Raw genomic sequence first — 13,495 nt, forward strand, 5'->3', positions numbered from 1 at the left:
CGAGCCCTATCAGTTGAAACGCTGGGGGCGACCGTCCCGGCCACTCCCAGATTCACCAGGGCGAGCCTGGTTCGCCGGCGTCGCGGCGAGCGGCACCTCCCAGTGCCGCAGGCAGTGTGGCGCAAACTGCGCCGAATCAGCGTTCGTGCACATAGGTGCCCGGGGCGGCTTCGCCGGCCGGATGTTTCTTGTTGCCCAGCGCGGTGGGCGCGTTCTTGGTCTTACCCGAGCGCTCGGCCAGCCAGCTCTGCCAGTGCAGCCACCAGGAGTCGGCGTGCTTGGTCGAGCCTTCCTGCCAGGCCTTGGGGTCGGCCGGCATCTCGCTGTTGGTCATGTAGCGCGCCTTGGGGTTGCCCGGCGGGTTGAGGATGCTCTGGATATGGCCGCTGTTGGACAGCACGAACTCGCACTTGCCGCCGAACAGGTGGGCCGACTTGTAGCAGGAATCCCAGGGGGTGATGTGGTCGGTGGTGCCGGCGACGCAGAAGAAGTCGCAGGTGACCTGCTTGAGGTCGATCGGCGTGCCGCAGACCTCCAGCGCACCCGCACGGGTCAGCGGGTTGGTCTGGAACATGTCGATGAATTCACCGTGCAGGGCGGCGGGCAGGCGCGTGGTGTCGTTGTTCCAGTAGAGGATGTCGAACACCGGCGGCTCGTTGCCGAGCAGGTAGTTGTTGACCCAGTAGTTCCAGATCAGGTCGTTGGGGCGCATCCAGGCGAACACCTTGGCCATGTCGCTGCCTTCCAGCACGCCGGCCTGGTAGGAGCGGCGCTTGGCGGCTTCCAGGGTCTTCTCGTCGGCGAACAGCGCCACCTGGGTGTCGAGCTGGGTGTCGAGCACGCTGACCAGCAGGGTCAGGGCATGCACCTTTTGCTCGCCGAGGGCGGCGTAGTGGCCGAGCAGGGAGGCGGTGGTCAGGCCGCCGGAGCAGGCGCCGAGCATGTTGACGTCCTTGCTGCCGGTGATGGCGCAGATGACCTCGATGGCTTCCTTGAGCGCCTGGATATAAGTGGACAGGCCCCACTCGCGCTGCGCCTTGGTCGGGTTGCGCCAGCTGACCACGAAGGTCTGCACCTGGCTGCGCAACAGGAAGCGCGCCAGGCTCTTGTCCGGCGACAGGTCGAACACGTAGAACTTGTTGATCTGCGGCGGCACCACCAGCAGCGGGCGCTCGTGCACGCTCTCGGTGATCGGCTTGTACTGGATCAGCTCCAGCACGTCGTTGCGAAACACCACGGCACCCTCGGTGGTGGCCAGGTTCTTGCCGACCTCGAAGGCTGCCATGTTCACCTGGCTGGGCATGCCGCCGTTGTTGACCATGTCCTTGGCCAGGTGCGACATGCCGTCGAGCAGGCTCTTGCCGCCGGTCTCGAAGAAGCGTTTGAGCGCAGCCGGGTTGGCCATGCTGTTGGACGGTGCCATGGCCTCGGTCATCAGGTTGATCACGAAGTGGCCGCGGCTGGCGTCCTGCTCGGACAGCGAGCTGTGCTCGATCCAGTCGTGCAGTTCCTTGCGCCAGGCCAGGTAGGTCTGCAGGTAGCGGCGGTACAGCGGGTTCTGGCTCCAGGCCGGGTCGGCGAAGCGGCGGTCGCCGTCCTCGGGCTTGAGGTCGGACTGGCCGAGCATGACGTTCTTCAGCTCCAGGCCGAAGTGGGCGACGTGCTTGGCGCTGTGGAAGGGTTGCTTGAGCGCCTGGGCCAGCACCATGCGGGCAGAGGTCAGGAGGTCCTTGCCGCGAATGCCGACCACCGGGTTGAGTCCCAGGGTGTTTTCCGAGGCCTGGCGTTTCAGGTCTTCGTTGTTCTTATCACTCATCTACGACGCTCCATTGTCCTGAGACGAATACCGGCGTGTTGGCGCGCGCGGCGACACAGGGCCTGGTACTGCTCGGGTTACCGGGGGCGGATCGAGTCCGCATCTTTCGTTGCACCTGGCGCAGCCAAATGCAGGGAACCTGCCAGTTCCTTGGTTACCCGAGTTTGTGAAGTTAAGCAAGCTGGTCGATGGCGCGGGAGTATGCCGCGATAGATTAGAAAACGCGCCCTAACTCCGCCGAACCTGAGCCGCGGGCGCAGGGCCGCACGCTCTGCGGCGAGGCTTTGCCCGAAGGCTCAGAGCATCAGACGGACGACCGATTCGTCGGGGTCGCGGGATTTGCCGGCGGCGCTGAGCTGCGCCAGGTAGTCGGCCCACAGCTGCTCCTGGCGGGTAGCCAGTTCGAACAGGTAGTCCCAGGTGAACAGGCCGCTGTCGTGGCCGTCGTCGAAGCACAGTTTCAGTGCATAGTTGCCGGCCGGCTCGATGCGTTCGAGCCCGACATTGAGCTTGCCGGTCTGCAGGATGGGTTTGCCATGGCCCTGCACCTCGGCCGAGGGCGAGTGCACGCGGAGGAACTCGGCACTGAGCGAATAGCTCTGCTCGCCGTAGCGCAGCTCCAGGGTCCTGGAGGCCTTGTGCAGTTTGATCGCGCTGGGGATGGGCATGCTGGATTTCCGTTGTCGGTAGCCCGGATGCCATCCGGGGGCTTTCAGGGGCCCCGGATTTCACCCGGGCTACGGGGCTTACAGAATATAGCGCGACAGGTCTTCGTCCTGCGCCAGCTCGCCGAGGTGGCCGTTGACGTAGGCCGCGTCGATGCGGATTGGCGTAGCGCTGTGCTGCGCGGCCAGGTCGCCGGCGCTGAAGGAGACTTCCTCGAGCAGACGTTCGAGCAGCGTGTGCAGGCGCCGTGCGCCGATGTTCTCGGTCTTCTCGTTGACCTGCCAGGCGATCTCCGCCAGGCGCTGGATGCCGTCTTCGGCGAACTCGATGTCCAGGCCCTCGGTCTTCAGCAGCGCGGCGTACTGTTCGGTCAGCGAGGCGTGCGGCTCGCAGAGGATGCGCTGGAAGTCCTGCGGGCTGAGCGCCTTGAGCTCGACGCGGATCGGCAGACGACCCTGCAGCTCGGGCACCAGATCGCTGGGCTTGGCCAGGTGGAAGGCGCCCGAGGCGATGAACAGGATGTGGTCGGTCTTGACCATGCCCAGCTTGGTGTTGACCGTGCAGCCCTCGATCAGCGGCAGCAGGTCGCGCTGCACGCCCTCGCGGGAGACGTCGGCGCCGCCGGTGTTGCCGCGCTTGGCCACCTTGTCGATTTCGTCGATGAAGACGATGCCATGCTGCTCCACCGCCTCCAGGGCGCGGGCCTTGAGTTCCTCCTCGTTGACCAGGCGCGCGGCTTCCTCGTCGCGCACCAGCTTCAGCGCATCGGCGACCTTGAGCTTGCGGCTCTTCTTCTTGCCCTTGCCGAGGCCGGCGAACAGGTTCTGCAGCTGGTTGGTCATTTCCTCCATGCCCGGCGGGGTCATGATCTCCACGCCCATGGGCGACTCGGCCACCTCGATGTCGATTTCCTTGTCGTCCAGCTGGCCTTCGCGCAGGCGCTTGCGGAACAGCTGGCGGGTGTTGGAATCCTCGCTGCGCACCGGTTCGTCGCCGAAACCCTGGCGCGCCGGCGGCAGCAGGGCGTCGAGGATGCGTTCCTCGGCGGCGTCCTCGGCGCGGTGGCGGACCTTGGCGATCTCCTGCTCGCGCAGCATCTTCACCGCGGCGTCGGCCAGGTCGCGGATGATCGACTCGACGTCGCGGCCGACGTAGCCGACCTCGGTGAACTTGGTCGCTTCCACCTTGAGGAAGGGCGCATTGGCCAGCTTGGCCAGGCGCCGGGCGATCTCGGTCTTGCCGACGCCGGTGGGGCCGATCATCAGGATGTTCTTCGGCGTCACTTCCTGGCGCAGCTCGGCCGGCAGCTGCATGCGCCGCCAGCGGTTGCGCAGGGCGATGGCCACGGCGCGCTTGGCGTCGTCCTGGCCGATGATGTGGCGGTTGAGTTCGTGGACGATCTCGCGGGGCGTCATGGACATGGAATCGGGCTCGCTATCGAATCGGGATGAACAACCGGACGCTATTCGGCGGCGTCCAGTTCCTCGAGGGTCTGGTGGTGGTTGGTGAACACGCAGATGTCGCCGGCGATGCCCAGCGCGGTCTCGGCCACCTCGCGGGCGCTCAGCTCGGTCTTCATCAGCAGGGCGCGTGCCGCGGCCTGGGCGAAGGCGCCGCCGGAACCCATGGCGATCAGGCCTTCCTCGGGTTCGACCACGTCGCCGTTGCCGGTGATGATCAAGGAGGCGTCCTTGTTGGCCACCGCCAGCATGGCCTCCAGGCGGCTCAGGCTGCGGTCGGTACGCCAGTCCTTGGCCAGTTCGACGGCGGCGCGCACCAGATGGCCCTGGTGTTTTTCCAGCTGGCCCTCGAAGCGCTCGAACAGGGTGAAGGCGTCGGCGGTGGCGCCGGCGAAACCGGCCAGCACCTGGCCGTGGTAGAGGCGGCGGACCTTCTTGGCATTGCCCTTCATCACGGTGTTGCCGAGGGATACCTGGCCGTCGCCGGCCATCACGACCTTGCCGTGGCGGCGCACTGAAACGATGGTGGTCAAGGGGAGAGTCTCCACGCAGCGGGGCGAATTGCCCGGATGCAGACTCAGATGGGGGGGCCGCCGCGGCTTTTCAACCGGCGGCGGACAAAAGGCGGATCAACGGACCTGGCGCTGCTGTAACAGCAGATTGCCGAAGCCGCTGGCGGCCAGGGTCTTCTGCGCGCCGGCCAGCTGTTCGCGGTTGGCGAAGGGGCCGACCAGCACGCGGTGCCAGGTTTCCTCGCGCACCTTGCCGGTTTCCACCCGCACGTTCTGGCCGAGCAGGATGATCTGCGCGCGCAGGCTGTCGGCATCGTCGCGGCGGCGGAACGAGCCGGCCTGGAGGAAGAACTGGGTGGTCAGCGGTGCGGCGGCGATCACCGGCGGCGGGGGCGGCGGCACCTGGCCGTTGAGCGCGGCCTCGGCGCGGGCGGCGTCGATCTTCGCCGCTTCCTCCGGGGTCACCGGTTTCTGCGCCGGGGCCGGCGGCGGGGTCTCTTCCAGCGCCTGCGGCAGGATCACCTCGGACTCCGGCAGCAGGGTGTAGAAGTCGTACTTGGGCTTGCTCGGTTCGCTCGGCGCCGGCTTGGGGGCCGGTTTGGCGGTGCGCGGCGGCTCGCCCTTGTCGCGCTGGATCTCGTCGCGACCCGGCTCGAGGCTGAACAGGAACATGAAGAAACCGCCGACCAGCAGGCCGCAGGCGAGCCAGATCCAGCCCGGCACCGGCTTCTTCGCCGGCGCCTGGTAGCGGCTGGCGCCGCGCTTGGGGGCGGGTTTCTTGCGCGCGGCCATTTACATGCGCTCCAGGGTTTCCAGGCCGAGCAGCTCCAGGCCCTGCTTGAGCGTGCGGCCGGTCAGGGCGGTCAGGCGCAGGCGGCTGTGCTGGGTGGCTTGGTCCTCGGCAGTGAGGATCGGGCAGTTCTCGTAGAAGCTGGAGAACAGCCCGGCCAGGTCGTACAGGTAGCTGCACAGCATGTGCGGCGTGCCCTTGTCGGCGACGCTGGCGAGCAGCTCGCCGAACTGCGCCAGCTTGGCACCGAGCGCCTGTTCCTGCTCGGCGACCAGGGTGATCTGCCCGCCGATCTCCTCGATGCCCTTGCCCAGCTTGCGGAACACGCCGGCCACGCGGGTATAGGCATACAGCAGGTAGGGCGCGGTGTTGCCCTCGAAGCTCAGCATCAGCTCGAAGTTGAAGCTGTAGTCGCTGGTGCGGTGCTTGGACAGGTCGGCGTACTTCACCGAGGCGATGCCGACCACGCGGGCGATGCGGCGCAGCTCGTCTTCGGCCAGCTCCGGGTTCTTGCTCTTGACCAGCTCATAGGCGCGCTGCTCGGCCTCGTCGAGCAGCTCCACCAGCTTCACCGTACCGCCGTCGCGGGTCTTGAACGGACGGCCGTCCGGACCGTTCATGGTGCCGAAGCCCATGTGCTCCAGCTCCATGCTGGGCGGCACGAAACCGGCCAGGCGCGCGCAGGCGAAGACCATCTGGAAGTGCAGGGCCTGGCGCTGGTCGACGAAGTACAGCACGCGGTCGGCCTTGAGCACGCCGGCGCGGTAGCGGGTGGCGGCCAGGTCGGTGGTGGCGTACAGGTAGCCGCCGCCGGCCTTCTGCACGATCAGCGGCAGCGGGTTGCCCTCGGCGTTCTTGAACTCGTCCATGAACACGCACTGGGCGCCGTTGTCCTCGGTCAGCAGGCCCTTGGCCGCCAGATCGGCGACCACCTGCGGCAGGTCGTCGTTGTAGGCGCTCTCGCCCTTGACGTCGGCCATGGAGAGCTTGACGCCGAGGCGGTCGTAGATGGCCTGGCAGTGGCTCAGGGAGATGTCGTTGAAGCGGTGCCACAGGCGCAGGCATTCGGCGTCGCCGGCCTGCAGCTGCACCACCAGCTGGCGGGCGCGGTCGGCGAACTCGGGGGATTCGTCGAAACGCTTCTTCGCCGCGCGGTAGAAGCCTTCCAGGTCGGCCAGCTCGCTTTCGGCGGCGGCCGGGTTTTCCTGCATGTAGGCCAGCAGCATGCCGAACTGGGTGCCCCAGTCGCCGACGTGGTTCTGGCGGATCACGGTGTCGCCGAGAAACTCCAGCACCCGCGCCACGCCGTCGCCGATGATGGTCGAGCGCAGGTGGCCGACGTGCATTTCCTTGGCCAGGTTGGGCGCCGACAGGTCGACCACCACGCGCTGCGCCGGGCCGTTCTTGCGCACGCCGAGACGCTCATCGGCCAGTGCCGCCTCCAGGCGCTGGGCCAGGGCGTCGCTGTTCTGGAAGAAGTTGAGAAAACCCGGGCCGGCGATTTCCACCTTGGCGACGCCGGCGTCGGCCGGCAGGGCTGCGATCAGCTTCTCGGCCAGCTCGCGCGGCTTCATCCCGGCCGGCTTGGCCAGCATCATGGCGATATTGCTGGCGAAGTCGCCGTGGCTCTTGTCCTTGGTGTTCTCCACCTGGATGGCCGGGCTCAGGCCTTCGGGCAGCACGCCGTCGGCAGTGAGGCGGTCGAGGGCTTGCTGGATCAGGTGGCGAATGCTGTCTTTCATGGTCGGCTCGGGTCGCCCGGGGGCATTGGTCGAAAACTGCGGATTATAAAAGCAGCCGCGAGCGGCAGGCCATCACTTGTAGGCACCAAGGGTTGTCTGGTCGCGAATCGAGAAACTGGAGCGCACGGCGCCCCCACGGCTGGGCGAATCGCTGGTGCGTTCAAAACAGATCGATCGGGTCGACGTCCAGCGACCAGCGCACCGCGCGGCCGCTGGGCATCTGCTCCAGCGCCTGCAGCCAGGGCGTGAGCAGGCGGTGCAAGGGGGCGCGGGCGTTGCCCTGCAGCAGCAGCTGGGCGCGGTAGCGGCCGGCGCGGCGTTCCATCGGTGCCGGCACCGGGCCGAGCAGTTCGATGCCGGAAAGGCCCAGTTCGTTCAGCAGCAGCTCGGCTTCGCTGCAGGCTTCGTCGAGAAAACCCTCGGCCTGCCCCGGTTTGTGCGCCTCGGCGCGCAGCAGCGCCAGGTGGCAGAAGGGCGGCAGGCCGGCGCCGCGGCGCTCGGCCAGGGCCTGTTCGGCGAAGGCGAAGTAGCCCTGCTCGGTCAGCTGCACCAGTAGCGGGTGGTCGGCCAGGTGGCTCTGGATGATCACCTTGCCCGGCTCCTCGGCACGTCCGGCGCGGCCGGCGACCTGGACGATCATCTGCGCCATGCGCTCGCTGGCGCGGAAATCGGCGGAGAACAGGCCGCCGTCGGCATCGAGGATCGACACCAGGGTCACCCGCGGGAAATGGTGACCCTTGGCGAGCATCTGGGTGCCGATCAGGATGCACGGCTCGCCCTTGTTGATGGTGGCCAGCAGCTTGGCCATGGCGTCCTTGCGCGCGGTGCTGTCGCGGTCGATGCGCAGCACCGGGTAGTCGGGAAACAGCAGCGCCAGGCGTTCCTCGGCGCGCTCGGTGCCGGCGCCCACCGGGCGCAGGTCGACGTGCTGGCACTTGGGGCAGTTACTCGGTCGGCGCTCGACGTGGCCGCAGTGGTGGCAGCGCAGCTCGCCGTGGCGCTGGTGCACGGTCATCCGCGCGTCGCAGCGCGGGCATTCCGACAGCCAGCCGCAGTCGTGGCAGAGCAGGGTCGGGGCGAAGCCGCGGCGGTTGAGGAACACCAGCACCTGCTGGCCGGCGGCCAGGGTCTGGCCGATGGCCTGCTGCATCGGTCCGCTGATGCCGGAATCCAGCGGCCGGCTCTTCACGTCCAGGCGCAAAAAGCGCGGGGCGATGGCGCCGCCGGCGCGCTGGGTCAGCCTGAGCAGGGCGTAGCGGCCGCTGTGGGCGTTGTGCAGGCTCTCCAGCGACGGGGTGGCCGAGCCCAGCACTATGGGGACGTTTTCCTGGCGCGCGCGCACCAGGGCCAGGTCGCGGGCGTGGTAGCGCAGGCCTTCCTGCTGTTTATAGGAGGCGTCGTGCTCCTCGTCGACGATGATCAGCCCCGGGTTGTGCAGCGGGGTGAACAGCGCCGAGCGGGTACCGATGACGATGTCGGCCTCGCCGTCGCGCGCCGCCAGCCAGGCGTCGAGACGCTCGCGGTCGCTCACCGCCGAGTGCAGCAGGGCGATGCGCGCGTTGAAGCGGCGGGCGAAGCGGTCCAGGGTCTGCGGCCCCAGGTTGATCTCGGGAATCAGCACCAGCGCCTGCTTGCCGGCCTCCAGGCATTGGCGGATCAGCTGCAGGTAGACCTCGGTCTTGCCGCTGCCGGTGATGCCGGCCAGCAGGAAGGCATTGAACTGGCCCCAGCCGGAGGCCACGGCATTTACCGCCGCGCGCTGCTCGGCATTCAGCGGCAGCTCCGGCTGCGCCAGCCAGTGCGCCGGCTTGGCGTGCGGCTGGGTGCGGCGCACCTCGACCCGCACCAGGCCTTTTTCATGCAGCAGCTGAAGGCTGTCGCGGTTGAGCTGCAGCTGGTTGAGCAGGCCGTGGGCGACGCCGTGCGGATGCTGCGCCAGCGCCTTGAGCGCCTCGCGCTGGCGCGGCGCGCGGGCCAGGCGCGGATCCTCGACGCTGGCGCCGCTGTTGGCCAGCCAGTAGCGCTCCTGGCGCGTCTCCGCCGGCTCGCCCTGACGCAGCAGCACCGGCAGCGCCCAGCTCAGGGTGTCGCCGAGGCTGTGCTGGTAGTACTGCGCGGTCCACAGGCACAGCTTGAACAACGCCGCCGGCAGTGGCGGGCGGGCATCGAGCAGTTGCAGGGCGGGCTTGAGCTTGTCCGCCGGCACTTCGCTCTGGCTGTCGACCTCCACCAGAATGCCGATCATCTCGCGCCGGCCGAACGGCACGCGCAGGCGCACGCCGGGCTGCAGCGCGCTGCGCGGCACACCGGCGGGGGCGCGGTAGTCGAACAGGCGGCGCAGCGGCGAGGGCAGGGCGAGGCGCAGGATCAGGTCGGGCACACGAGCCTCCATGGACAGGCCGGCGATCTTAGCACGCGACGGTCGGCACCCCGCGCGGCTTGCATCGACTGGCGGCTCTGGTATGATCCGCGGCCTATTTCTGTGCGGTGCCTGACGTTGGGTCGGGTGGCGGCACAAACACCCCGAGGAAACCCCCATGAAAGCCGATATCCACCCGAATTACGTCGAGATCGACGCCACCTGCTCCTGCGGCAACGTGATCAAGACCCGCTCCACCCTGGGCAAGAACCTGAGCCTCGACGTTTGCTCCGAGTGCCACCCGTTCTACACCGGTAAGCAGAAAGTGCTGGACACCGGCGGCCGTATCGATCGCTTCAAGCAGCGCTTCGGCGTGTTCGGCGCTACCAAGTAAGCGACCGCGCGATTGCGGAACGGCCCATGGTCTTGTCCGTGAAGCTGAAAAAGGCGTCCCTGGTGGGCGCCTTTTTCGTTTCTGTCGCCTGGGCAGGGCTCGCGCAGGCCTTCTGCCCGCTGCAGGCGGATCTGCCGCAGCTGGCGGTCAAGCAGGTGGTGGACGGCGATACCCTGCGCCTGGTCGATGGTCGCAGCGTGCGCCTGATCGGCCTCAACGCGCCGGAGCTGGGGCGCCAGGGGCGTAGCGACGAACCCTTCGCGGTGCAGGCTCAGCGCCGTCTGCAGGCGCTGGTGGCGGCCAACGACGGCCGTGTCGGCCTGCGTCCGGGGCGCGAGGGCAAGGATCGCTACGGCCGTACCCTGGCCCATCTCTATGACCGCCAAGGGCGCAATCTGGAGGCGCAGCTGCTGGCCGAGGGGCTCGGTTTCATGGTCGCGGTGACGCCCAACGTCGCCTTGGCGAGCTGTCAGCAGGCGGCCGAGCGTCAGGCGCGCCAGCAGCGCCTGGGGCTGTGGCGCAAGGAGCAGGTGCAGGCAGCCGGCCAGTTGCGCAGCGGCGGCTTCGCCCTGCTCGGCGGGCGCGTGAGCCAGGTGCAACGCAATCGCGGCGGCCTGTGGCTGGAGCTGGACGGCGGGCGGGTATTGCGGGTGGCGCCGGCGCTGCTTGAGCAGTTCGATGTGCGCGCGTTGCAGCGCCTCGAGGGCGCGCGGGTGGAGGCGCGCGGCTGGGTGATCGACCGCCAGTCCCGCGGCGGCTTGAAATCCGCCCAGGCGCGGTGGATGCTGCCACTGACCCACCCGGCGATGCTGGAGGTGTTGCCATGATGCGAACCGTGCTTGTCTGTCTGGCCTGTGCCTGGCTGGCCGGTTGCGCGGTCAACCCGGCCACCGGGCGCAACGACTTCGTGATGATGAGCGAGCGCCAGGAACTGGATCTCGGCGCGCGCTACAACCAGGAAATCCTCAAGCAGTACCCGCGTTACGACGACGCCAGGCTGCAGGCCTATATCCAGCGGGTCGGCGAGCGGGTGGCGCGCAACAGTCATCGTAGCCAGCTCAACTATGTCTTCACCCTGGTCGACAGCCCCGACATCAACGCCTTTGCCCTGCCCGGCGGCTATATCTACATCCATCGCGGCTTGCTCGCCTACCTCAATTCCGAGGCCGAGCTGGCTGCGGTGCTCGGTCACGAGGTCGGTCACGTCACCGCGCGGCACAGCGTGCGCCAGCAGAGCCAGTCCACCGCCTGGGGTCTGCTCGGCCAGGCCGCGGCCATCGGCACCGGCATCGGCGCGGTGGGCGACCTGACCGGGGTGATGGGCAACGCCTTCGTGCGTGGCTACGGCCGTGACATGGAGCTGGAGGCCGACGGCCTCGGCGCTCAGTACCTGGCGCGCAGCGGTTACGACCCGCAGGCGATGATCGAGGTGGTCAAGGTGCTGAAGAACCAGGAGGACTTCGCCCGTGCCCAGGCGGCCAAGCGCGGCGAAGCGGTGGCGGCCGGCGGTTATCACGGCCTGTTCGACACCCACCCGGACAACGAGCGACGCCTGCAGCAGGTGGTCGGCCCGGCCCGCGCCCTGGTCGGCGAGTCTCAGGAAGTGGGGCGCGATACCTTCCTGCAGATGCTCGACGGCCTGGTGTTCGGCGACTCGGCCGCCAGCGGAATTCGTCGCGGGCGGCACTTCTATCACGGCGAACTGGATTTCACCCTGAGCTATCCGGCCGGCTGGCAGCTGGTCAATCGCTCGGACGTGCTGATCGGTCACAGCGCCGATCAGCAGGCCTTCGTCGCCATGACCCTGGAGGCGGCGGACGCGCGCCTGACGCCGGCCGAATTTCTTCGCCAGCGGGTCGGCAATCAGCGCCTGGCCGCCGGCGAAGAGCTGCGCCTGGGCGCGCTGCAGGGCTACACCGCGGTGCTGCCGGGGCAGCCGGCGCGGCGCGTGGCGGCGATCTACCGCGGCGCGCGGGCCTATCTGTTCATCGGCGTGGTGAAGGGGCGCGCCTCCCTGGAAAGCCAGGACCAGCACTTCCTCGAGGTGATCCGCAGCTACCGCCCGCTCAAGGCCGAGGAGCGCAAGCTGGCCGAGCCGGTGCGCCTGCGCCTGGCCCGCGCCAAGGCCGGGCAGAGCCTGGCGGCGCTGGCCAAGGACAGCCCGCTGCCGGGTGACGGCGAAGCCCAGCTGCGCCTGCTCAACGGGCTCTATCCCGGCGGTGAGCCGCGTCCCGGCGACTGGCTGAAAACCCTGCGCTAGCCGGTCGATTCAATAGCGACCGAACGGTCTTGTGCAGCTGTATACAACTTGCGTATCCTCGGCCGCCTGCCCGTTCAACAGCCAACAAAAGCGGAAATGCCACTATGTCAGATCTCAAAACTGCCGCTCTCGAATATCACGCTCAACCCCGCCCGGGTAAGCTGAGCGTCGAGTTGACCAAAGCCACCGCCACCGCCCGCGACCTGTCGCTGGCCTACAGCCCGGGTGTCGCCGAGCCGGTCCGCGAAATCGCCCGCGACGCCGAGCTGGCCTACCGCTACACCGGTAAAGGCAACCTGGTGGCAGTGATTTCCGACGGCACCGCGATCCTCGGTCTGGGTAACCTCGGCCCGCTGGCCTCCAAGCCGGTGATGGAAGGCAAAGGCGTGCTGTTCAAGCGTTTCGCCGGCATCGACGTGTTCGACATCGAAGTCGACTCCGAGAGCCCGCAGGCCTTCATCGACACCGTGAAACGCATCTCCATCACCTTCGGTGGCATCAACTTGGAAGATATCAAGGCCCCCGAGTGCTTCGAGATCGAGCGCGCGCTGATCGAACAGTGCGACATTCCGGTGTTCCACGACGACCAGCACGGCACCGCCATCGTCACCGCCGCCGGCATGCTCAACGCCCTGGAAATCGCCGGCAAGACCCTGGAGCAGGCGAAGATCGTCTGCCTCGGCGCCGGCGCCGCCGCCATCTCCTGCATGAAGCTGCTGGTGAGCATGGGCGCCAAGGTCGAGAACATCTATATGCTCGACCGCAAGGGCGTGATCCACGCCGGTCGCGACGACCTCAACCAGTACAAGGCGGTGTTCGCCACCGAGACCGACAAGCGCACCCTGGCCGATGCCCTCGATGGCGCCGACGTGTTCGTCGGCCTGTCCGGCGCCAACCTGCTGAGTCCGGAAGACCTCAAGCGCATGGCGGCCAACCCGATCGTCTTCGCCTGCTCCAACCCGGATCCGGAAATCAAGCCGGAGCTGGCGCACGAGACCCGCAACGACGTGATCATGGCCACCGGTCGTTCCGACTACCCGAACCAGGTCAACAACGTGCTGGGCTTCCCCTTCATCTTCCGCGGTGCCCTGGACGTACGCGCCACCCGCATCAACGAGGAAATGAAGATCGCTGCCGCCCTGGCCCTGCGCGACCTGGCCAAGCTGCCGGTGCCGCAGGACGTGTGCGACGCCTATGGCGGTATCAAGCTGGAGTTCGGCCGCGAGTACATCATTCCCAAGCCGATGGACCGCCGCCTGATTACCGTGGTCTGCGATGCCGTGGCCAAGGCCGCCATCGAGTCCGGCGTGGCCACGCTGCCCTATCCGAAGCACTATCCGCTGAACTCGGTGGACGAAGTGTTCAACGGCTAAGGCCAGGCAATAAAAAACCCGCTTCGGCGGGTTTTTTATTGCCTGCAGAAAGGCCTCGCCTTGGCCGAAGGCGTGATCCGGGAGTGCCCGTCGGATCAGGCTTCGTCGGTCTAGCCTGGGGCT

General features: G+C 67.7%; 11 protein-coding genes. 4 read left to right on the top strand and 7 right to left on the bottom strand.

All coding sequences use genetic code 11. The annotated features are described in order from the left end of the window. Positions 1–136: 136 nt before the first annotated feature. From phaC to ACW9UL_RS02290, 7 genes are all read right to left on the bottom strand, one after another. The gene (gene phaC, locus ACW9UL_RS02260) at positions 137–1,816 is read right to left on the bottom strand and encodes a class II poly(R)-hydroxyalkanoic acid synthase (RefSeq protein WP_457788713.1); all 1,680 of its coding nucleotides are present in this window, start codon (positions 1,814–1,816) and stop codon (positions 137–139) included. Between the two features lie 296 nt (positions 1,817–2,112). Next, a complete protein-coding gene (locus ACW9UL_RS02265; protein ID WP_021442883.1) occupies positions 2,113–2,484 on the bottom strand; it encodes a gamma-butyrobetaine hydroxylase family protein in 372 nt (123 codons plus the stop codon). Between the two features lie 78 nt (positions 2,485–2,562). Then, positions 2,563–3,903: an ATP-dependent protease ATPase subunit HslU gene (gene hslU, locus ACW9UL_RS02270; RefSeq protein ID WP_457788714.1), complete on the bottom strand. Its 1,341-nt coding sequence runs from the start codon at positions 3,901–3,903 to the stop codon at positions 2,563–2,565. Between the two features lie 41 nt (positions 3,904–3,944). Further along, entirely contained in the window at positions 3,945–4,475 is a 531-nt protein-coding gene (hslV, locus tag ACW9UL_RS02275) for an ATP-dependent protease subunit HslV (protein ID WP_021442885.1), read from the bottom strand. 96 nt (positions 4,476–4,571) lie between these two features. Further along, on the bottom strand, positions 4,572–5,246 hold the full coding sequence (locus tag ACW9UL_RS02280; protein ID WP_122109228.1) for an SPOR domain-containing protein: 675 nt from the start codon (positions 5,244–5,246) through the stop codon (positions 4,572–4,574). Further along, complete coding sequence (gene argS, locus ACW9UL_RS02285; protein ID WP_122109227.1) at positions 5,247–6,986, bottom strand: arginine--tRNA ligase; 1,740 nt, start codon at positions 6,984–6,986, stop codon at positions 5,247–5,249. 160 nt (positions 6,987–7,146) lie between these two features. Next, positions 7,147–9,366 carry a primosomal protein N' gene (locus tag ACW9UL_RS02290; protein WP_457788715.1) on the bottom strand — a complete coding sequence of 740 codons (2,220 nt, stop codon included), beginning with the start codon at positions 9,364–9,366 and terminating at the stop codon, positions 7,147–7,149. Between the two features lie 157 nt (positions 9,367–9,523). On the opposite strand from ACW9UL_RS02290, the gene rpmE reads away from it, so the two are divergent. The 4 genes from rpmE (at position 9,524) to ACW9UL_RS02310 (ending at position 13,372) form a co-directional block, all read left to right on the top strand. Further along, the gene (gene rpmE / locus ACW9UL_RS02295) at positions 9,524–9,739 is read left to right on the top strand and encodes a 50S ribosomal protein L31 (protein ID WP_021445703.1); all 216 of its coding nucleotides are present in this window, start codon (positions 9,524–9,526) and stop codon (positions 9,737–9,739) included. A 26-nt stretch (positions 9,740–9,765) separates the two neighbouring features. Next, positions 9,766–10,566, top strand: a complete 801-nt coding sequence (locus ACW9UL_RS02300) for a thermonuclease family protein (RefSeq protein WP_457788716.1) — start codon at positions 9,766–9,768, stop codon at positions 10,564–10,566. Further along, positions 10,563–11,999 (top strand): M48 family metalloprotease, encoded by a 1,437-nt coding sequence (locus ACW9UL_RS02305; protein ID WP_457788717.1) that lies wholly within the window; start codon positions 10,563–10,565, stop codon positions 11,997–11,999. The genes ACW9UL_RS02300 and ACW9UL_RS02305 overlap by 4 nt, the downstream gene beginning before the upstream one ends. Positions 12,000–12,103: 104 nt before the next feature. Next, positions 12,104–13,372, top strand: a complete 1,269-nt coding sequence (locus ACW9UL_RS02310; protein ID WP_031302588.1) for a malic enzyme-like NAD(P)-binding protein — start codon at positions 12,104–12,106, stop codon at positions 13,370–13,372. The last annotated feature ends 123 nt before the right edge of the window (positions 13,373–13,495 follow it).

The sequence above is a fragment of the Pseudomonas sp. PL-6 genome (genome assembly GCF_054110165.1).

Bases quoted from the DNA above. Each gene is read 5' to 3' on its own strand.
- argS (WP_122109227.1), bottom strand. From the start codon at position 6,986: ATGAAAGACAGCATTCGCCACCTGATCCAGCAAGCCCTCGACCGCCTC.
- ACW9UL_RS02300 (WP_457788716.1), top strand. From the start codon at position 9,766: ATGGTCTTGTCCGTGAAGCTGAAAAAGGCGTCCCTGGTGGGCGCCTTT.
- phaC (WP_457788713.1), bottom strand. From the start codon at position 1,816: ATGAGTGATAAGAACAACGAAGACCTGAAACGCCAGGCCTCGGAAAAC.
- ACW9UL_RS02265 (WP_021442883.1), bottom strand. From the start codon at position 2,484: ATGCCCATCCCCAGCGCGATCAAACTGCACAAGGCCTCCAGGACCCTG.
- ACW9UL_RS02280 (WP_122109228.1), bottom strand. From the start codon at position 5,246: ATGGCCGCGCGCAAGAAACCCGCCCCCAAGCGCGGCGCCAGCCGCTAC.
- rpmE (WP_021445703.1), top strand. From the start codon at position 9,524: ATGAAAGCCGATATCCACCCGAATTACGTCGAGATCGACGCCACCTGC.
- ACW9UL_RS02310 (WP_031302588.1), top strand. From the start codon at position 12,104: ATGTCAGATCTCAAAACTGCCGCTCTCGAATATCACGCTCAACCCCGC.
- ACW9UL_RS02305 (WP_457788717.1), top strand. From the start codon at position 10,563: ATGATGCGAACCGTGCTTGTCTGTCTGGCCTGTGCCTGGCTGGCCGGT.
- hslU (WP_457788714.1), bottom strand. From the start codon at position 3,903: ATGTCCATGACGCCCCGCGAGATCGTCCACGAACTCAACCGCCACATC.